The organism is Subdoligranulum variabile, from assembly GCF_025152575.1.
Taxonomy (GTDB): domain Bacteria; phylum Bacillota; class Clostridia; order Oscillospirales; family Ruminococcaceae; genus Gemmiger; species Gemmiger variabilis.
Genome location: NZ_CP102293.1, coordinates 245,485 through 266,656, shown reverse-complemented (window position 1 = coordinate 266,656; position 21,172 = coordinate 245,485). Strand labels below are relative to the sequence as shown.

Genomic DNA, 21,172 nt, shown 5'->3' with positions numbered 1-21,172 from the left:
GGGAAATATTTCTCCCAAGGGAGTCGCCGATGTCCAATCCAGTCAACAATCCCAACCCGCATTTCCGCGCCCAGGTACTGCGGCGCACGCTGATCGCCATTGCCATCTTCCTGATTTTTTTCTTTGGCATCCTGATTTATCAGCTGTATGCACTGCAGCTGCGGGACGCAGAGCTGTACCGCACCGAAGCGGTGACCCAGCAGATGCAGGATACCGAACTGCCTGCTACCCGCGGTTCCATCTACAGCGCCAACGGAAAACTGCTGGCCAAGAGCAACACGGTGTGGAACATCATCGCCAACCCGCTGCAATCCCAGAAAAACGGAGCTACCACCGCCCAGCTGCAGCGAGCCGCGGAGGAAATTGCCACGCTGTTGGACGACGGCACCACGGCGGACAGTATTTTCAATATTCTGACAGCAACCAATGCCAACGGCGAACTTTATGAGTATCGCGTGGTGGCCAAGGGCGTGGAAAAGCCGGTGGCAGATGCCATCATCGAATATTCCATGAACTACCGCACAGAACCGCCGGCCGGGGAGGAGCAGGGATACCGGATCGTTGTACTCTCCACGGAGCAGGCATCCACCCGCAGCTATCCCTATGGAGCGTTTCTTTCCTCGGTGCTGGGGTTCTGCAACGGCGACGGTTCCGGTGCGTACGGTCTGGAAAAATCCTATGACGATGTGCTTTCCGGTACGCCGGGGCGCAGCATTGCCGAGACCAATGTCAGCGGTGAAGTACTGGCCAACGCCGAAGCGGATGTCTACCCGGCCATTGACGGCAACAATCTGAACCTGACCATCGACGAGAATGTGCAGGCCATCGTGGAAGAGTATTTGGCCGAGGCCATGAATACCTTCAGCGTGCATGGTCGCGGCAGCGCCATCGTCATGAACGTCAAGACCGGCGCCATCCTGGCGATGGCGTCGCTGGAACAGTTTGACCCCAACAGTCCCTATACCATCTACGATGAAAAGATGCAGGCGATCCTTGATAAGGAAGAGCTGGATGACGAGGATATCGACTGGCTCAAGAGCCGCCTGGGCGAGGATGAGGTGGCCGACATCATTGCGGACGGCAAGATCAGCCGGGAAACCACCACCGATGAGGAGGGCAATACGGTCAGCAGCGAATATACCCAACTGCAGGGTATGATGCGCGAGGCCCAGTGGAAGAATAAGAATATCACCGAGTTGTATATGCCCGGTTCGGTTTTCAAACTGATCACAGCATCGGCGGGCCTTGACTCCGGTATTATGACGGCCGAGCAGACCTTCTATTGCAACGGCGAGTTTACAGTTGATTCCGGCACCGTGTGGGAACACACATATCACTGCGCCAACGATGCAGCCCACGGTCTGCTGGATATGGCGGGCGCTCTGAACCACAGCTGCAACCTGTGGTTCATCCAGGCGGCACAGACCTTGCAGCCCACGGTGTTCTACGACTATATCCAGGCTTTCGGGTTCACCCAGACCACCGGCATCGACCTGCCCAACGAGACCCGCTGGACCAGTGTGTACAACGCCGAGCAGATGGCCCAGGTGGACACCAACCTGTATACGGCCGCTTTTGGTCAGAACGAGGCCATTACGCCGATGCAGATGGCGACAGCGGTGGCAGCGGTCGCCAACGGCGGCTATCTGGTCACCCCCTATGTGGTGGATTCCATCACTGACAATGACGGAAACGTGGTGCAGAAAACCGAGACCAACATCCGCCGCCAGGTGATTTCCGAGGAGGTCAGCGAGCAGATTCTCGCCATGATGGAAACCAGCGTAGACCCCAACAGTGAAAGCCCCAATAACTACCACTCCAACAAAAATGCTTATGTAGCGGGCTACCGCATTGGCGGTAAATCGGGCACGGCAGAACGCACCGACCGGGAACTGCGCTATGACGGCGACTATTACAAGACCATGAGTTTTGCTGCCGTATTGCCCATCGATGATCCTGAGATAGAGGTCTTCGTGGTATTGGACGACCCCCGCTGGTTGTATGACTACGCCAGCGAGGTGGTGGCCCCTGTGGTGGGCAACATCATCAGCGAGGTGGCGCCCTATCTCGGAATCGAGCAGGATTCCAACTACAATCCCAGCGGCACCGTCACGGTCCAGACCTGCCTGAACTACACCTGGACCAATGCGCAGGTGACCCTCAATCAGCTGGGGCTGAAACATAAGCTGATCGGGGACAACGGTACCATTGTGTACCAGTATCCCTACGGCGGAAGTAAGGTCCCGGCGGGATCCACCATCTACCTGTATACCCAGAGCGACCGGGACGCCATGACCACGGTACCGGACGTCGTCGGCAAGAGCAGCAGCTTTGCCGAGCAGATGCTGCGCGCGGCCAACCTCAATGTGCAATACGAGGGGGACAGCGGCGGCAAAGTGGTGGCGCAGAGTGTGGAAGCCAACACCAGTACCGCCTACGGCACCATCATTACCCTGACGATGGAGTCCTCCAATACTACACAGACCACAGAACCTGTTTCCGAAGAACCCGCTTCTGCGGCAGAGTCCACTTCCGCGGATACAGCCCAGAGCGACAGTCAGGCGCAGGAGTGACGCCCTTATTTGTACGCAACCAGAAGGAGGTATCTTTATGCAACCGATCCCAGCCAATGAATTGCTGGCCGGCCTGACGCTGGCCGAACCGGTATCCATCCATGCGGTCGTCACCGACAGCCGAAAGGTGGAACCGGGGTGTGTCTTCGTCTGCTTCCCCGGAGAACGGGTGGACGGACACACCTTTGCCGCTGGTGCCTACCAGAACGGCGCTGCCTATATCATTGCCAATCATCCGGTGGACGGCGTCCCGGCGGACCGCACCGTTGTGGTGCCGGACAGTGCCCTGGCCATGGTCCGCATGGCCTCCAACTACCGGATGCTGTTCAGCCCCCGCATTATTGGCGTGACCGGCAGTGTGGGCAAGACCACCACCAAGGAATTCTGCTATGCGGTGTTGTCGGCGTTTGGCAATACCCTGAAAACCGAGGGAAACCAGAACAACGAGATTGGCGTACCCAATACGCTGTTCCGCCTGGAAAGCGCCACCGAGTACGCGGTGGTGGAGATGGGCATGGACCACGCGGGGGAGATTGAGCGTCTGACCCGCTGCGTGCGGCCCTCGGCGGGCATTATCACGATGATCGGTGTGTCCCATCTGGAAAATCTCGGCACCCGGGAGAATATACTGAAAGCAAAGATGGAAATCTGTGCGGGCCTGCCGGATGGCGCGCCGCTGGTGCTCAATGCGGACAATGACCTTCTGCCTACGGCGCAGGTCCCGGGCCGTCTGCGGGCGGTGTGGTTCGGTATCGAGCAGGAGGCCGATGTCCGGGCGGAGAACATTCAGACTGGTGCACAGGGAACCACCTTTACACTGGTCGACCGGGAATACGGCCGTTTCCCGGTTTCCATCCCCACAGCCGGACTGCATACTGTCTATGACGCTTTGTCGGCCTATGCGGCAGCCACCCGTCTGGGACTGGATCCGGCGAACTGTGCCAAGGCGCTTTCCCGGTATCAGACCACCGGCATGCGCCAGCATATCGTGGAAAGAGGTGGCGTGACGGTCATCGAGGACTGCTACAATGCCAGCCCTGACAGCATGAAAGCGGCTATCTCGGTACTCAAGGCACTGCCTAATAAACGTAAGATTGCGCTGCTGGGAGATATGCTGGAACTGGGCGATGCCAGCGAGGAGGGACACCGCCATACCGGCGAGTGGGTCGCCGAAGCGGGTGTCGATACCCTGATTGCCTATGGCCCGCGCAGTGCGGTGATGGCCGAGGCGGCGCAGGCGCGGGGCGTAACAACTGTGCATTGCCAAAAGGCCCAAGAGGTGCTACAATGTCTACAGCAATTTGTACAGCCCGGTGATGCGCTGCTGGCCAAAGCCAGTCATGCGATGAAGCTGGAAGATCTGTTGCAGGATTACTACGCTGGATTGCCACAGGCGTGACGGCTTCGTATGCAGTCACGCCCAGAAAAGAAGAGTTTTTTGGAGGAATGACTGCATGGAGCAAACTGTCTCCTATATGCTGGCAGCTGCGGCGGTGGGCGGCTTTGCCGTTACTGCCGTGACCTGCTGGCTTTTGATCCCGGCCTTGCATCGTCTGCATTTCGGGCAGACCATCCGGGAGGAAGGACCGACCTGGCACAACAAGAAAAACGGTACCCCCACCATGGGCGGCCTTGGGTTCATCTTCGGCATCCTGGTGACGCTGGGCGTTGTCTGGGGGATCTTCCAGAGCAAGGCATCGGAGGTGCTCGGCCCGCAGCAGCTGGCAGCCGGTATGATGGTATTGTTCCTGGCCTTTGGCTCCGGACTGATCGGCTTTCTGGATGACTTCATCAAAGTCATCAAACACCGCAATCTGGGCTTGACGGCGATGCAGAAGATTGTCTTCCAGGTAGCGGTGACGGTTGGTTTTATGATCGGATTGCATTCCCTGGGGCTGCTCTCCACCGAGGTCATGCTGCCGGTGGCTGGCGCCGTTGATTTTGGCATCTTCTTTTATCCCATTGCGTTCTTCGGCATCATCTTCCTGGTGAACGCCGTCAACCTGACCGATGGTCTGGATGGCCTGTGCACCGGTGTGACCTTTGTGTCCATGCTGGGCTATCTGCTGGCCGGCAGTCTGTTGGGTTTTGTGCATGTATCGCTCATTGCGTCGGCTACGGCGGGCGCCTGTGCCGGGTTCCTGATCTGGAATTTCTATCCGGCCAAAGTCTTTATGGGTGATACCGGCAGCATGTTCTTTGGCGGCCTTGTCACGGCACTGGCGTTCATTATGGACCGCCCCGAACTTGTGCTGTTCTTTGGCCTTGTGTATATCTGGGATGCCATGACCGTTGTGATCCAGCGCGTCTATTTCAAGGCCACCCACGGCAAACGAATCTTCAAGATGACCCCCATCCATCATGCCTTTGAGATGCGTGGCTGGCGGGAAGTGAAGATTGACGGTTTCTTTGCGCTCATCGCTGCCGTCGGTGTGGCGCTGGGCATCCTGTATATCTGCCTCGTCTGACCGCGCCCCTGGGTGCGGTGTCTTCCCGGCACGCCCCGAAAGGAGGGCATACCCCTTGCAAAATACATCTCTCAGCCTTCTGGCCCTGATTCTGGATCATTCGGTGGGGAACATTATCCGCATGCTGCGGGTCATTCGCCTGCCAAAGGCAGAACGCGGCCCGGTTTCCTGGGGCTTTGTAGGTACATTGGCCGTGACGCTGGCTTACGGATTGATCATGCTGTTTTCGGCCAGCTATTCCAGCGGTTACACCAAGTACGGCGATATTTATCATTTCATCAAGCCGCAGGCCATCGTGGCAGTGGTAGGTTTTGCTGCGATGCTTTTTATGTCGCGCATCAACTATCGCGCACTGCGGTATCTGAACGAGACTTTTTATTTCGTGACCCTGGTGCTGCTGATTGTGGCGCTGTTCATGCCCAGTGACAGCAACGGCTGTTATCGTTGGGTGTATTTCCCGGGGGGAATGTCTCTGCAGCCCTCGGAAATGGCCAAGTTCGCCATCATTCTGGGGACAGCAGACGCCCTGGACAAACATAAAAATCAAATCAAAAATCCTATCTATGGGATTATTCTGCCGGCATTGCCGTTGATTCCGGTGCTGATTCTCCTGCGTCTGGAACCCCACAACTCCGCCATGCTGCTGATGTGCGCCATCTTTGCCACCATGCTGCTCTGCGCGGGCGGCGGCGGTGTCTGGCTGTTTGCGGCCGGCGGTGTGGCAGCGGCCGGAGGTCTTGCGTTTTACAACTATCTGCAGTCCAGCGGCGGCTATGCCGCCGAGCGTCTGGGCGGCGTGTGGGGCCTTACGCCGACAGATACCACGAACATGTTGTGGCAGACCCGTCAGAGTGTCTACGCCATCTGCACTGGTGGCTTGTTTGGCGTGGGTATCGGCAACAGTGTTCAGAAGCACCAGTGGCTGCCCTATGCGGAAAATGACTTCATTTTTTCTGTGGTCTGCGAAGAACTGGGCTTTGTGGGAGCCTTGGCACTCATCCTGCTCTTTGCGGCAATCATTGTGCAGGGGATCCTGATCGCCCTCAACGCGCCGGACTTTTTTGGAGCGCTGCTGGGCATTGGTATTACATCCCAGGTTGCCTGGCAGGTGTTCTGCCATATCGGTGTGGCGACGGCGCTGCTGCCCAATACCGGTATCAGCCTGCCGTTCTTTTCCTCGGGCGGTACCAGCCTGTTGTTGCTCTTGGGAGAGATGGGTGTACTGCTCAGCATTTCCCGGGCGGGGAATGCGAGGATGGAAGCCCGTCAGAAGCAGCACCAGGCCGAAATTGACCGTAAACTGGGCCGTGCACCGCGACGTCCCGTCTACCGACGCCAGAGTACCTGAGTTGTACATAAAGGTAAGAAAAGGGGAGAGAGTATGCGTGTTTTGATTGCTGCCGGCGGAACAGCCGGTCATATCAATCCGGCACTGGCTATTGCCGGGGCGCTGAAAGCCGCAGATCCTACGGCGGAAATTCATTTTGCGGGGCGGCGTGAAGGGATGGAGTATGGCCTTGTGACCAAGGCCGGCTATCCCTTTCATCACATTGAAATCAACGGCTTTCAGCGCCGTCTGAATGCCGAAAATATTGTGCGTAATGTGGTGGCTGTCTGGCATCTGGCGCTTTCCGGCCCCCGGACATGGAAAATCCTGGACGAAGTGCGGCCGGATCTGGTCATTGGCTGCGGCGGATATGTCAGCGGACCCATCGTGCGGGCGGCTGCCAAGCGCGGCATCAAAACGGCCATTCATGAGCAGAATGCCTTCCCGGGTGTCACCAACAAACTGCTTGCCAAGGATGTGGATCTGGTGCTGGCCGCCAGCGCCGATGCGGTGGAGAAACTCGGAGCCCCTGACAAGACCTTTGTGGTGGGAAACCCGGTTCGCCCGGAAGTATTGACGGCGGACCGTGCCACCGCCCGCCAGAAGCTGGAAGCGGGGGAGCGTACGGTGATCCTGAGTTTCGGCGGCAGCTTGGGAGCCGATCGCATCAACGAAGTGGTGGCGGATTTGTGCGCCTGGGAGAAACAGCAGGGGGCAAATGTTTTGCATCTGCATGCCACCGGAAAACGCGGCGTCATCCTGTTCAACCGGCTGGAGCGGGAAAAAGGCTTTGCGCCTGGCCCCAATCTGGTGGTCACTCCCTATATCAACAATATGCCTCAACTTTTGGCGGCGGCAGATCTTGTAATCGCCCGTTCCGGTGCGCTGACACTGGCGGAATTGGAAGCAGTAGGCCGCGCTTCGGTTTTGATCCCCAGCCCCAACGTGGCGGAAAATCACCAGTATTACAATGCGTTGGAGCTGGAAAAGGCCGGCGCAGCTGTGGTGATTGAAGAAAAGAATCTCACCGGTGAAAAACTCATTGATACGGTGCAGAAGCTGCTGGGAACCCCGGGAAAACTGGTCGAGATGGGACAGAATGCAAAAAAACTGGGCAATCCCCACAGCCTTGAGTTGATCACCGAGAAACTGATGAACCTTGTAAAGTGAAAACGCTTTACCCTTAGCAATTTCCAGGAAAGGAGCCACCCGTATGGACCGCGACCAGCGCAGCCGTCAGCAAAAGTCCAGGGGCGGCTCCTTTGCTCGTTCCGGGCAGAAGCGAAGTTTAGGGAGTCGCCTCGGTCTGCAAAAGCAACAGCCTGTGCGTCCCCAGGGAAATGCAGCAAGGCGAACTGTTCCCAATCCGGTGCAGGCACCGCAGCGCCGAAGCAGCGGTACCTCGCGGCCACACACACAACCCCAGCTGAATCCTCAGAAAGCCGGGTATACACCTGGTATGCCGCGGCGCCAACGCCGGGTGACGCAGGCAGAACTGATTCGGCAGCGCAATCGCCGCAGGGCACTGGGGGTTCTGGGTGTGTTGCTGGTGCTGGCGCTGGGAACCATCATTTCCATCAATTTGCTTTTCAAGGTGACATCCTTCCGGGTGGAAACATTTGACAGGACTACGCCGGCAGATACCGGCATTTATACAGAGGATGAGATCATAGCGGCTCTGGGCATTGAGCAGGGAACCAGTTTATTCGGATTCTCCACCACCGAGAAAACGATACAGCTGCAGTCGCAGTTCCCGTATCTGGACAATGTGCAGGTGGATATCCAATTGCCTGGTACCGTCGTCATTAAAGTGCGTCCAGCCACCGAACGTTTCACTTCGATGTATTCGGGAGGCTGGGTCATCCTCAGCGATTCGCTTAAAATTCTGCGCACGGATATTTCCCAACCCGCGGGGTTGACGGTACTTTCTTGCACGATGCAGCCGGATTTTTCTCCCGAGCCGGGACAGATTGTGGTGCCGGTCAGCTACAATTCCCTGCTGGAGGGCGAGTCTGCCACCATGGAGGCGGCACAACCCAGTGCTACGCAAGTCCTTACGGAAATGTTGGGGGCGATGGATGAGGAGGGGCTCACCGATGGTGTCACCGCGCTGGATATCACCGATCTGAGCAACCTCAGTTTCCGATACCAGGACCGGATCCAGGTGCTTCTCGGGAACAGCAACCGTCTGGATTACAAGATCCGCCTTGCCTCAGTAGCTATTCTTGACCCGGACAAGGGCCTTTCTGCCAGCGACAAAGGCACTCTGGATGTCAGCTATCAGCAGACCGACGGTGAGATAAAGGGCTATTTTGCGCCGGAGGAACCGGACCCTACACCAACACCCGAACCGACCGATGAAGGTGATGCGGCGGAATCTTCCGATGGAGATACCGCCTCTTCCTCCGAGGGAGAATAAAAAATCCCGTGGAACTTCTGTTCCACGGGATTTTTTGTTTACAGGACGATCAGACGTTCAGCTCCACTTTCTGACCAATATCCTCGGCGTTGGCAGCCAGTACAGGGGCAATGACATCCCGGAGATATTCCTCCACCTGTTCAGGCGCACGACCGGTAAAGGCTTCGGGGCTCAGTTCCGCCTCGATCTCTTCGCGGCTCAGGCCGAACGCGGGATCGGCCTCCACACGGGCAATCATATCGTTGGGCATGCCTTCCTGCTTGACCACAGCCGCCGCAGCCACCGCATGTTCGCGCAGGCGTTCATGCAGCTCCTGGCGGTCACCGCCCTTCTTGACGGCTTTCATCATGATGTTCTCGCTGGCCATAAAGGGAAGTTCTGCCATCACGCGGGCACGGATGACTTTCGGGTAAACCACCAGGCCATCAGAAACATTGAGCAGGATGTTCAGGATGGCATCGGCAGCCAGGAACCCTTCCGCCATGGCAATGCGCTTGTTGGCGGAATCATCCAGGGTACGCTCAAACCACTGGGTGCCGGCGGTCATGGCGGGATTGAGCACATCCACCATAAGGTAACGGCTCAGCGCGCAGATGCGCTCGCAGCGCATGGGATTGCGCTTGTAGGGCATGGCGGAAGAACCGATCTGGTTCTTTTCAAAGGGCTCTTCCATCTCCTTGAAGTTGGCCAGGAGACGGATGTCGGTGGCCATCTTCATGGCACTCTGGCCCAGGCCTGCCACAGCGGACAGCACGTTGTAATCCACCTTGCGGCTGTAAGTCTGGCCGCAGACCGGCACGACCTTGGCAAAGCCCATCTGGGCGCATACATCCGCTTCCACGGCCTTGACTTTGGCAGAATCGCCGTTGAACAGTTCCATGAAGCTGGCCTGGGTACCGGTGGTTCCCTTTACGCCGCGCAGCGCCAGCTGGCTGATCTGGTGGTCAATCTCTTCCAGATCCATATAGAGCTCGTTCATCCACAGGGTAGCGCGCTTGCCGACGGTGGTCAGCTGAGCGGGCTGGCAGTGGGTGTAGGCCAGGCAGGGCATATCCTTGTACTGCTCGGCGAACTTGGCGAGATTGGCCAGTACACCGATGATCTTCTTGCGGACCAGCTGCAGGGCTTCCCGCATGATGATCACATCGGTATTGTCGCCTACATAGCAGCTGGTGGCACCCAGATGGATGATGCCCTTTGCCTTGGGGCACTGCAGGCCGTAGGCGTAGACATGGCTCATCACGTCGTGGCGCACAAGCTTTTCCCGGGCGATGGCATCCTCATAGTTGATGTCGTCTTTGTGAGCTTCCAGCTCGGCAATCTGCTCGTCAGTGATAGCCAGACCCTGTTTCTGTTCGGCCTTGGCCAATGCGATCCACAGTTTGCGCCAGGTACGGAACTTGTTGTCGTCGGAGAAAATATACTGCATCTCATCCGAAGCATAGCGGGTGCTGAACGGAGAGATATAGCGGTCATGTTGTGCCATTGCGAAATCCCTTTCTTACAGCTTGAAGTAGTTGACGCCGCCCTCGAAGATCGGCTGGTACTTGTCGCCGGTCACGTTCTTGTACAGCTGGTTGCCGGTACGTTCGCTGTGACCCATCTTGCCCAGCACGCGGCCGTCGGGGCTGGTGATGCCTTCGATGGCCAGCACAGAACCGTTGGGGTTGTAGCGCAGATCCATGGTCGGCTGGCAGGTGAGATCCACATACTGGGTGGCGACCTGGCCGTTGGCGATGAGCTGCTGAAGCAGTTCGTCGTTGCAGACAAAGCGGCCCTCGCCGTGGCTGATGGCAATCAGATGCTCGTCGTTGACATCGCACTCGCTCAACCAGGGGCTCTTGTTGCTGGCAATGCGGGTACGGACCAGCATGCTCTGGTGACGATGGATGGTGTTGAAAGTCAGCGTCGGATCATTTTCCGTGATGGGGCGGATCTCACCATAGGGGACAAGGCCCAGCTTGATGAGAGCCTGGAAGCCGTTGCAGATACCCAGCGCCAGACCGTCACGCTGATTGAGCAGACGGTTGACGGCATCGGCCACGGCGGGCGCACGGAAGAATGCCGTGATGAACTTAGCGGAGCCGTCCGGCTCGTCGCCGCCGGAGAAGCCGCCCGGCAGCATGAGGATTTGGGCCTCGTCCAGCTCCTTGACCAGCGCTTCGCAGCTTTCGGCTACGTCGGCGGGGGTCAGGTTCTTCAGCACCAGAATGTGAGGATCACCACCGGCGCGACGGAACGCACGAGCCGTATCGTACTCACAGTTGGTGCCCGGGAAGACCGGGATAATCACGCGAGGGGTAGCCAGACGAACAGCGGGCGCTACGCGATCAGTCATGGAGCACTCATAGCTCAGAGCCTGAACCTTGTCACCTTTCTTACGGTAGGGGAAGACCGGCTCGAGCTTGGCTTCCCACAATTCCTGCAGGCGGGCCAGATCGATCTTGTTGCCTTCGGCTTCCAGCGTGTAGTCCACGGTGGTGAAGCCCAGGAATTCACCGGCGGCAGGATCCAGCAGCTCCAGGATGACGGCGCCGTAAGCAGGCTGGAAGAGGTCGTCCAGGTTGAGGTCGTTGCTCAGCTGCAGACCCACGTGGTTGCCCACGCACATCTTGAACAGCGCCTCAGCCACACCGCCGTAACCGGGCGTGGCGGCAGCCAGGACCTTGCCTTCGTCGATCATCTGCTCCACCGTCTTGTAGATGGCGATCAGGCTGCCGATCTCCGGCAGGCCGTCCTTGTACTGGGGACGCAGCATGACGACCGAGCTGTTGGCTTTCTTGAATTCAGCGCTCTGCACATCCTTCACGTTGCCGATGGCGGTGGCAAAGCTGACCAGCGTCGGGGGAACATCCAATCCTTCGAAGCTGCCGGACATGGAGTCCTTGCCGCCGATGGAGGCGATGCCCAGGCCCATCTGCGCATCCAGCGCGCCCAGCAGGGCGGCCAAGGGCTTGCCCCAGCGGGTCGGGTCATCGTTCATATGCTCAAAGTATTCCTGGAAGGTCAGATACATGTCTTTGTGGTGGAAGCCGGCGCAGACCAGTTTGGTCACGCTTTCCACCACAGCCAGGTAGGCGCCGCGGTAAGGATCCGCCTCGGTCAGGTAGGGGTTGAAGCCCCAGGCCATACCGGAACAGGTGGTGGTTTCACCATCCACCGGCAGCTTGGCGACCATGGCCATGGTCGGGGTCAGCTGGTACTTGCCGCCATAGGGCATCAGTACGGTGGCTGCACCGATGGTGGAGTCAAACCGTTCGCCCAGGCCCTTCTGGCTGCAGACGTTGAGGTCAGAAACCAGATTCTCCATCTTCTCTTCGAAGTTGGCGCCGGACCACTGGGGCTGCCAGACATGGCCCGGCAGGATATGGACGTTGGCGTGGCGCTCGGCACCGTTGGAGTTCAGGAACTCGCGGGACAGATCGACGATGGCTTTGCCGTTCCAGATCTCACGCATACGCTTTTCTTCGGTGACCGTAGCCACAATGGTGGCTTCCAGGTTTTCCTCGTGAGCGTAGCCGATGAAAGTCTCGGCATCGTCGGCAGCCACGGCCACAGCCATGCGCTCCTGGCTCTCACTGATGGCCAGTTCGGTGCCGTCCAGGCCCTCATACTTCTTGGTGACCTTGTTCAGATCGATGCGCAGGCCGTCGGCCAATTCGCCGATGGCAACGGAAACACCGCCGGCGCCAAAGTCGTTGCAGCGCTTGATCAGGCGGCAGGCATCCTCACGGCGGAACAGACGCTGCAGTTTGCGCTCGATGGGGGCGTTGCCTTTCTGGACCTCAGCACCGCAGGTTTCCAGACTGGTAAGCTTATGGGCCTTGGAGGATCCGGTGGCGCCGCCGATGCCGTCGCGGCCGGTACGGCCGCCCAGCAGGATGACCACGTCGCCGGGCGCGGGCTCCTCACGGCGGACATGGCTGGCAGGAGTGGCGCCAACCACGGCACCGATCTCCATGCGCTTGGCCACGTAGCCGGGATGATAGAGCTCCGCAACCTGACCGGTAGCCAGACCAATCTGGTTGCCGTAGCTGGAATAGCCGGCGGCAGCGGTGGTGACCAGTTTGCGCTGGGGCAGTTTGCCGGGCATCGTCTCGGAGACGGGTTTCAGCGGATCGCCGGCACCGGTGACGCGCATGGCCTGGTAGACATAGCTGCGGCCGGACAGGGGATCGCGGATGGCGCCGCCGATGCAGGTGGCCGCGCCGCCGAAAGGCTCGATTTCGGTGGGATGGTTGTGGGTTTCGTTCTTGAAAAGGAACAGCCAGTCCTGCAGTTCGCCGTCCACGTCGCACTGGATCTTGACGGTGCAGGCGTTGATCTCCTCGCTCTCGTCCAGATTCTTCAGGATGCCGCGCTGCTTCAGTGCCTTGGCGCCGATGGTGGCGCAGTCCATGAGGGTCCGGTTCTTCTTGTCGCGGCCGGTCTCCTCACGCAAAGCCATGTAGCGGTCAAAAGCAGCCTGGACCAGCTCGTCGTCGATCTGTACATCGTCGAGGATGGTGCCGAAGGTGGTGTGACGGCAATGATCGGACCAGTAGGTGTCGATCAGACGGATCTCGGTGATGGTGGGGTCACGATGCTCGCTCTTGAAGTAATCCTGGCAGAAAACAATATCGGCGTGGTCCATGGCCAGGCCCTTCTCGGTGCGGAAAGCCTCCAGCGCGCCGTCATCCAGCGCGGTAAAGCCGTTGAGTGTCTCCACCTCGGTGGGGATGGCAAACTCCATCTTCAGGGTCTCGCGCGGCGCCAGGCTGGCTTCCCGGGCTTCCACCGGGTTGATGACATATTTCTTGATGGCAGCCAGATCCTCTTCGGTCAGATCACCGTCCAGCAGATACACGCGGGCACTGCGCACGTCGGGGCGCTCACCCTGGCTCAGCAGCTGGATGCACTGGCTGGCGGAATCGGCGCGCTGATCGAACTGGCCGGGCAGATACTCCACGGCAAAGACCGTGGAGGCCGCAGGCAGCTCGGTGTAGGTCACGTCCACAGGGGGTTCGCTGAACACAGTGGGGATAGCCTGCTGGAAAAGGGCCTCATCGATGCCCTCTACGTCGTAGCGATTGATCAGCCGCAGACCTTTCAGCCGGGTAATGCCCAGCAGGTCTACCAGCTCATGGAACAGCCCCTGGGCTTCGCCGTCGAAGCCGGGCTTCTTCTCAACATAAATGCGATATACCATTGTATTGCCTCCCGGTTACTGCATGGCAGCCAGTGCGCGGGCACCGATGTCGCTGCGCTTGTGCAGTTTGTCAAAATGGATGTTTTCGCTGGCGGCGTAGGCCTTTTTCAGGGCCTCGGGCAGTGCGTCTGCCGTGGCAGTCACACCCAGAACGCGGCCGCCGTTGGTGACCAGCTTGCCGTCCTTGAGGGCCGTACCGGCATGGTAGACCGTTACATCGGCACAGCCGGGCAGCTGACCCTCAGAGAGACCGGTGATCTCCTTGCCTTTTTCATAGGCGAGGGGATACCCGCCGCTGGCCAGAATGACGCAGGCGGCGGCGCCGTTGCGGAACTTGACTTCGGTTTCCGCCAGAGTGCCGTTGGTGGTGGCTTGCATGATGGTCAGCAGATCACTTTCCAGCAAGGGCAGAACTACCTGGGTTTCGGGATCGCCGAAGCGGCAGTTGTACTCGATGACTTTGGGGCCATTGGGCGTCAGCATCAGGCCGAAGTAGAGGCAGCCTTTGAAGGGGCACCCTTCGGCCTGCATGGCGGCCACTGTGGGCAGGAAGATCTCCTTCATGCAGCGGTCAGCCACTTCCTGGGTGTAGTAGGGGTTGGGGGCCACGGTACCCATGCCGCCGGTGTTCAGGCCCTGGTCGCCGTCCAGCGCACGCTTATGATCCATGCTGGAGACCATCGGCTTGACGGTTTTGCCGTCACAGAAGGACAGCACGCTGACTTCGGGGCCGGTAAGGAACTCTTCCACCACCACATGGTTGCCGGAAGCGCCGAACTTCTTGTCCAGCATGATCTCCTTCACGGCCTCCGTCACATCCTCGTGGTTCTGGCAGATCAGAACGCCTTTGCCCAGCGCCAGACCGTCGGCCTTGATGACCACGGGGTATTTGTTCTTCTCCTCCACGTAGGCAATGACTTTGGCGGGATCATCAAACACTGCGTAATCGGCGGTGGGAATGCCGTATTTCTGCATCAGGTTCTTGCTGAACACCTTGCTGGCTTCGATACGGGCAGCCGCCTTGTCGGGACCGAAAGCCGGGATGCCAACCTCGGCCAGAGCGTCCACCATGCCCAGCGCCAGGGGATCATCCTGGGCGACGACCACATAATCAAAGGCTTCTTCTTTGGCGAAAGCGACCATGGCATCCACATCCGTGGCAGGAATGGCCTTGCAGTGGGCATCGTAGCTGATGCCGCCGTTGCCGGGAGCGCACCAGATCTCGGTGCATTGGGGACTTTGTTTCAGCGCGCGGATGATGGCGTGTTCACGCCCGCCGCCGCCAACAACGAGAATCTTCATACTGAACTCCTTTGACAGCACAACTGCCCGCGACGAAAAAACGCCGCAGGCAAGTGCGATTTTTAATGATGGAACAGCCGGATGCCGCAGAAAGCCATGGCAATACCGAAACGGTTGCAGGTATCAATGACCTGCTGGTCGCGGATGGACCCACCGGGCTGTACAATGGCGGTCACGCCGCTGCGGCGGGCGCGCTCGATGTTGTCGCCAAAGGGGAAGAAGGCATCACTGCCCAGGGAAACGCCGGTGACCTTATCCAGCCAGGCGCGCTTTTCCTCTGCGGTGAGGGGAGCGGGCTGCTCGGTGAAGGTCTCAGCCCAGACATCGTCGCCGATCACATCCTCCGGCGTATCACCGATGTAAACGTCGATGGCATTGTCGCGGTTGGGCTTGGAGATGTCCTCCCGGAAAGGCAGGTTCAGCACCTTGGGCATATGGCGCAGCTGCCAGTTGTCGGCTTTCTGGCCCGCCAGACGGGTGCAGTGGATGCGGCTCTGCTGGCCGGCGCCCACGCCGATGGTCTGGCCGTCCTGCACGTAGCAGACGCTGTTGGACTGGGTGTATTTCAGCACAATCAGGCTGATGATGAGATCCCGGCGCTGTTCAGCGCTGATCTCCTTGTTTTCGGTGACGATGTTCTGCAGCATGGTGGCGTCGGAGATGTCCAGATCCTGACGGCCCTGCTCAAAGGTTACACCGAATACGGTGCGGGTCTCCAGCTTGGCGGGCTCGTAGTCGGGATCAATGGCCACGATGTTGTAGTTGCCCTTCTTCTTGGATTTGAGAACTTCCAGGGCATCGGCGTCGTAGCCGGGAGCGATGATGCCGTCGCTGACCTCATGCTGGATGAGCTTGGCGGTAGCCAGATCACAGACATCGGAAAGTGCGATCCAGTCGCCGAAGCTGGACATGCGGTCGGCACCGCGGGCACGGGCGTAGGCGCAGGCCAGAGGGCTCAGTTCCGCATCAGGAGCAACATGGTACATGGCGCGCAGGGTGTCATCCAGCGGCAGGCCGATGGCAGCACCGGCAGGGGAGACATGCTTGAAGCTGGCCGCCGCAGGCATACCCAGCGCCTTTTTCAGATCGCGCACCAGTTGCCAGGAGTTGAAGGCGTCCAGAAAATTAATGTAGCCCGGACGGCCGTTCAGAATCTCGACCGGAAGTTCACTGCCGTCCGCCATGTAAATGCGAGCGGGCTTCTGGTTGGGGTTGGTGCCGTATTTCAGCTGAAATTCTTTCATTTATTCACCCTCCACCGCATTGTATTTGTTCAGAATGGTATCTTCGTAATCGCCGGTCTCCAGCGTGATGGTACGCACAAAGAGGCTGACCTTGTTGTCCTCGTTGAGGGACTCCCACAGCTTGCCGGCAAATTCAGCACCGTCGTTTTCGTCGATGGTGATCCGCATGGGTTCGCCTGCATAGCTGGGAATGGGGGAGCCGTTTTTCAGATAGGTGCTGATGAAATGGCCCTCGCCCGCCACCGGCTGGGGATAATCGAAGGTCTGGCGCTGCACACTGGCGGCGTTGCCCTCGCAGCTCTTGACAATGGACAGCTTGTAAGCGCCGCTGCGCATATCCACCACACCGGAGATGCGCGGCGTGAAGTTGGGGGCGTCGTCCTCATAGGTGCGGGTAGCCAGGGCAGCCTCAAAGCTGTAGCCGGGGAAGAGATTCTCGTTCATGAAATGGACGATGGTATCGGTCTGATCACCATTGGTGACGACGGTGGTTTCCCGGGGGGTAAGCACCGCGTTGTAGATGATCAGATGGGGATCTTCCAGTTTGGCAGGATCTGCCGCCACGGTGCGGATGCCGCCCGGGATCGCCTCGAATACACGGTTGCGGCTGTTGGCACTGCGCCCCATGATCCAGTAGGCAATTACAGCCTTTTCACCATCGGGGGTACGGCCCAGCACAATGCCGCGGCCGGGGTACTCGTTGCCGGCAAGATATTTGTACAGATTCTTCTTCATTGCTTTACACCTCGTCGTTGCAAACCATAGCCAAAGCCTGCGGCAGCAGTTTCCATTCGGCTTCCACCATCACGCGCTTCTGCAGCACTTCGGGGGTGTCGCCGGGCTGCACCGCTACCGCTTTCTGCAGCAGGATGGGGCCGCCATCGCATTCCTCGTTGACCAGATGCACGGTGGCACCGGTTACCTTCACGCCCCGGGCCAGCGCCGCTTCGTGCACACGCAGACCGTAAAAACCGGGACCGCAGAAGCTGGGGATCAGGCTGGGATGAACGTTCAGAATCCGGTTGCGGTAGGCCTCAATGACGCGCGGACCCAGCACCGAAAGAAATCCGGCCAGCACCACAACGTCGATCTGATGGCTCTGCAGGGTGTCCAGCAGGGCCGTGTCGAAGGCCTCACTGTCGGCGTATTCCTTGCGAGCCACCACTGTGCTTTCCACGCCGAAATTGGCGGCCCGTTCCAGCGCGTAAACGCCGGGTTTGCTGGCAACCACCAACACGATCTTGCCATTGGGATTTTCGCCGCGGGCTTCGCTTTCCAGCAGGGCCTGCAGGTTGGTGCCGCCGCCGGAAACCAGTACAGCTACACGCTTCATACCAGTTCCACCCCGTCGCCTTCCACGATAGTGCCCAGACGGTAAGCACCTTCCTCACCGTGGGTGTGCAGGATGTCGAGGGCCTTGTCGGCGTCCTCGGCGGCGACCACAATGGTCATGCCGACGCCCATGTTGAAGGTGTTGAACATGTCGCGCTCGGGCACGTTGCCTTCCTTGGCAAGCACGCTGAAGAGGGCAGGAGTGCGCACATCGGCCTTGGCGATGCGGGCAGCGCAACCCTTCTTCAGGCTGCGGGGGATGTTCTCATAGAAACCGCCGCCGGTGATGTGGGATACGCCTTTTACAGTGACCTGCTCCATCAGGGCAAGTACCGGCTTGACGTAGATCTTGGTAGGAGCCAGCAGAGCTTCACCAAGGGTCTTGTCCATATCGTCGAAGGTCTTGTCCAGCACTTCGGGATGATTGTCGATGTCAAAGATCTTGCGCACCAGCGAGAAACCGTTGGAGTGCACACCGGTGGAGGGCAGCGCCAGAATGACGTCGCCGGGCTGCATGGTGGAGTTGTCGAGGATCTTGCTCTTGTCCACCACGCCGACGGTAAAGCCGGCCAGATCGTATTCTTCCTCAGGCATCATGCCGGGATGTTCAGCGGTCTCACCGCCCACCAGGGAGCAGCCGGCCTGGACGCAGCCCTCGGCCACGCCCTTGACGATCTCTGCAATCTTTTCCGGGATATTCTTGCCGCAGGCGATGTAGTCCAGGAACACCAGCGGTTTGGCACCAGCGCAGATGACGTCATTGACGCACATGGCCACGCAGTCGATGCCGATGGTATCGTGCTTGTTCATGTACTGGGCCACGCGCAGTTTGGTGCCGACACCGTCGGTGCCGGAAATCAGGACCGGATGCTCCATGCCGGAGCAGTCCAGCTCAAACAGGCCGCCGAAGCCGCCCAGACCGCCGATGCAGTTCTCGGTCATCGTGCGGGCCACATACTGCTTCATCAGTTCGACGGAGCGGTAGCCGGCCGTAATGTCCACGCCGGCAGCGGCGTAGCTGGCAGAATAGCTTTTTTCCATGTCGGTTACTCCTATCGGGTGTAGTTGCAAAAGACGCGGAGGCGGCGCAGGGGCCGCGGACCGGTCACAGTTTTTTGTTCGGATTGGACGTGCTCAAGGGCTTGTCGTAGACGATATCCATCGTCTCTTCCGGGGGATCCACCGGATACTGACCGGTGAAGCAGCCGGTGCAGAAGCCGCAGTGGCTGTGGATGGCCAGCTGCTGCACATGCTCGATGCTCAGATAGCCCAGCGTATCGGAACCCACCAGTTTGTTGATCTCCTCCACGGTGTGACCGGTGGCGATCAGCTGCTTCTCGTCGGGAATGTCGGTGCCGAAGTAGCAGGGGTGGGCAAAGGGCGGCGCACTGATGCGGTAATGTACCTCTTTGGCGCCGGCCTCCCGCAGCAGGCGGATGGTCCGGGCACTGGTGGTGCCGCGCACAATGGAATCGTCCACCAGAACCACGCGCTTGCCGCGGACGGTGGATTCAATGGCGTTGAGCTTGATGCGCACACTGTTTTCACGCTGAGCCTGGCTGCCCTGAATGAAGGTACGGCCCACATATTTGTTCTTGATGAAGCCGATGCCATAGGGAATGCCGCTCTCCTGGGCATATCCCAGGGCGGCGTCCAGGCCGGAGTCCGGTGCACCGATGACCACGTCCGCTTCCACCGGATGCTCCTGCGCCAGGAAACGACCGGCCTGCAGCCGGGCCTCGTGGACACAGGTGCCTTCCAGCACCGAGTCAGGGCGGGCAAAGTAGATGTACTCAAACACACACATGGTGTGGGGCGCGGTGCCGCAGTGAGTGTCGATGCAGCGCAGACCATCGTGGTCGGCGATGACGATCTCACCGGGACGAACATCCCGTACAAACTTGGCACCGACCGCGTCCAGCGCACAGGACTCGCTGGCAAAGGCATAACCGCTGCCGTTGGGCAACTCACCGATGCACAGCGGGCGGAACCCGTGGGGATCCCGGGCCGCGATGAGCTTGGTGTGGGTCATGATGACCAGGCTGTAAGCGCCTTCGATCTCATCCATCGTACGGCTGACGGCCATCTCGATGTTGGGGGTCAGCAGACGGTTCTGGGTCAGCAGGTAGGCGATGACCTCGGTGTCCGAAGTACCGTGGAAGATGGAACCGCTCATCTCCAGCTTGCGGCGCAGCTTGGGGGCGTTGACCAGATTGCCGTTATGGCAGACGGCCATGGCGCCTTTGCAGTGATGGAGGATCATCGGCTGGGCGTTGGAACGGCTGCGCTGGCCGGCGGTGGCGTAACGCACGTGGCCGGTGGCCATTTTGGCGCCGTGGGGCAGTTCTTCCAGTACGCGTTTGGTAAAGACTTCGCTCACAAGTCCCAGGTCGCGATGCCCGGAAAGCACACCGTCCACATTCAGCGCAATGCCGCAGCTTTCCTGCCCGCGATGCTGCAGAGCGTACAGCGCACTGTATACGGCGCTGACCATGTCGGTTTCGCCGGTCTTGTCATAGATGCCGAAGACACCGCACTCCTCGTGCAGTGATTCGGTATATTGGGAAATTTCACTCATTCCGCTTTCTGCTCCGTTTTCTCAGATCAGCCCAGCAGGCGCTTCATGACTTCCTGGTAGGCATCGGCCTCACCGCCCATGTCGCGGCGGAACAGGTCCTTGTCCAGATGGGCACCGGTGGTGGCGTCCCAGAAACGGCAGGTGTCAGGGCTGATCTCATCGGCCAGGATGATGGTGCCATCGGGCAGGCGGCCGAACTCCAGCTTGAAGTCGATCAGACGGATGTTGGCATCCAGCAGGATCTTCTTGAGGATCTCATTGATCTTGAAAGAGTACTTGGTGATGGTGTCGATCTCTTTCTGGGTGGCCAGATCCAGCGCCAGGGCGTAGTAGTGGTTGATGAACGGATCATGCAGATCGTCATTCTTGTAGCTGAACTCCAGGATGGGGGTCTTGAAAGGAGTACCCTCGGGCACACCCATGCGCAGGCTGAAGTGGCCGGCGGCAACATTGCGGATGATGACCTCCAGAGGTACGATCTCGACCTTCTTTACGAAGGTGTCACGGTCGTTGATCTCCTCCACATAGTGGGTGGGGATGCCTTCCTTTTCCAGCTTCTGCATCAGGGCGTTGGACAGTTTGTTGTTGACGATGCCCTTGTCGCGGATGGTACCCTTCTTCTCACCGTCGCCAGCAGTGGCGTCGTCCTTATAGTGGACCATCACGATGCTGGGATCGCTGGTCGCGAAAACCTGCTTGGCCTTGCCTTCGTACATCTGCTTTTTGACTTCGTATTTCATG

At 59.1% G+C, this 21,172-nt stretch carries 15 protein-coding genes; 6 read left to right on the top strand and 9 right to left on the bottom strand.

Annotated features, from left to right (window positions below):
• Positions 1-29: 29 nt before the first annotated feature.
• The 6 genes from NQ490_RS01260 (at position 30) to NQ490_RS01235 (ending at position 8,787) form a co-directional block, all read left to right on the top strand.
• Positions 30-2,573, top strand: coding sequence for a penicillin-binding transpeptidase domain-containing protein (locus NQ490_RS01260; RefSeq protein WP_050764696.1), 2,544 nt, complete (start codon positions 30-32; stop codon positions 2,571-2,573).
• Positions 2,574-2,610: 37 nt separating this feature from the next.
• Entirely contained in the window at positions 2,611-3,972 is a 1,362-nt protein-coding gene (locus NQ490_RS01255) for a UDP-N-acetylmuramoyl-tripeptide--D-alanyl-D-alanine ligase (protein WP_007046991.1), read from the top strand.
• Between the two features lie 55 nt (positions 3,973-4,027).
• Positions 4,028-5,041 carry a phospho-N-acetylmuramoyl-pentapeptide-transferase gene (gene mraY / locus NQ490_RS01250; RefSeq protein ID WP_007046990.1) on the top strand — a complete coding sequence of 338 codons (1,014 nt, stop codon included), beginning with the start codon at positions 4,028-4,030 and terminating at the stop codon, positions 5,039-5,041.
• Between the two features lie 55 nt (positions 5,042-5,096).
• Positions 5,097-6,389 carry an FtsW/RodA/SpoVE family cell cycle protein gene (locus NQ490_RS01245; RefSeq protein WP_007046989.1) on the top strand — a complete coding sequence of 431 codons (1,293 nt, stop codon included), beginning with the start codon at positions 5,097-5,099 and terminating at the stop codon, positions 6,387-6,389.
• A 33-nt stretch (positions 6,390-6,422) separates the two neighbouring features.
• Positions 6,423-7,538, top strand: a complete 1,116-nt coding sequence (murG, locus tag NQ490_RS01240) for an undecaprenyldiphospho-muramoylpentapeptide beta-N-acetylglucosaminyltransferase (RefSeq protein WP_007046988.1) — start codon at positions 6,423-6,425, stop codon at positions 7,536-7,538.
• Positions 7,539-7,827: 289 nt separating this feature from the next.
• Positions 7,828-8,787: a cell division protein FtsQ/DivIB gene (locus NQ490_RS01235; RefSeq protein ID WP_007046987.1), complete on the top strand. Its 960-nt coding sequence runs from the start codon at positions 7,828-7,830 to the stop codon at positions 8,785-8,787.
• Between the two features lie 49 nt (positions 8,788-8,836).
• Here the strand turns inward: NQ490_RS01235 and purB are convergent, their stop codons facing one another.
• The 9 genes from purB to purC form a co-directional block, all read right to left on the bottom strand.
• Positions 8,837-10,273: an adenylosuccinate lyase gene (purB, locus tag NQ490_RS01230; RefSeq protein ID WP_007046986.1), complete on the bottom strand. Its 1,437-nt coding sequence runs from the start codon at positions 10,271-10,273 to the stop codon at positions 8,837-8,839.
• Positions 10,274-10,288: 15 nt separating this feature from the next.
• A complete protein-coding gene (locus NQ490_RS01225) occupies positions 10,289-13,975 on the bottom strand; it encodes a phosphoribosylformylglycinamidine synthase (protein WP_007046985.1) in 3,687 nt (1,228 codons plus the stop codon).
• A 15-nt stretch (positions 13,976-13,990) separates the two neighbouring features.
• A complete protein-coding gene (gene purD / locus NQ490_RS01220) occupies positions 13,991-15,277 on the bottom strand; it encodes a phosphoribosylamine--glycine ligase (RefSeq protein ID WP_007046984.1) in 1,287 nt (428 codons plus the stop codon).
• A 62-nt stretch (positions 15,278-15,339) separates the two neighbouring features.
• Positions 15,340-16,521, bottom strand: a complete 1,182-nt coding sequence (locus NQ490_RS01215) for a phosphoribosylaminoimidazolecarboxamide formyltransferase (protein WP_007046983.1) — start codon at positions 16,519-16,521, stop codon at positions 15,340-15,342.
• Positions 16,522-17,256, bottom strand: a complete 735-nt coding sequence (locus tag NQ490_RS01210) for an IMP cyclohydrolase (RefSeq protein WP_007046982.1) — start codon at positions 17,254-17,256, stop codon at positions 16,522-16,524. It lies immediately after the preceding gene.
• Positions 17,257-17,260: 4 nt separating this feature from the next.
• The gene (gene purN / locus NQ490_RS01205; RefSeq protein WP_007046981.1) at positions 17,261-17,854 is read right to left on the bottom strand and encodes a phosphoribosylglycinamide formyltransferase; all 594 of its coding nucleotides are present in this window, start codon (positions 17,852-17,854) and stop codon (positions 17,261-17,263) included.
• The gene (gene purM / locus NQ490_RS01200) at positions 17,851-18,894 is read right to left on the bottom strand and encodes a phosphoribosylformylglycinamidine cyclo-ligase (protein WP_007046980.1); all 1,044 of its coding nucleotides are present in this window, start codon (positions 18,892-18,894) and stop codon (positions 17,851-17,853) included. Before purM ends, purN begins: the two co-directional genes overlap by 4 nt.
• 64 nt (positions 18,895-18,958) lie before the next feature.
• Entirely contained in the window at positions 18,959-20,431 is a 1,473-nt protein-coding gene (gene purF / locus NQ490_RS01195; protein WP_147644673.1) for an amidophosphoribosyltransferase, read from the bottom strand.
• A gap of 26 nt (positions 20,432-20,457) precedes the next feature.
• Positions 20,458-21,171 (bottom strand): phosphoribosylaminoimidazolesuccinocarboxamide synthase, encoded by a 714-nt coding sequence (gene purC, locus NQ490_RS01190; protein ID WP_007046977.1) that lies wholly within the window; start codon positions 21,169-21,171, stop codon positions 20,458-20,460.
• Between the last annotated feature and the right edge of the window lies 1 nt (position 21,172).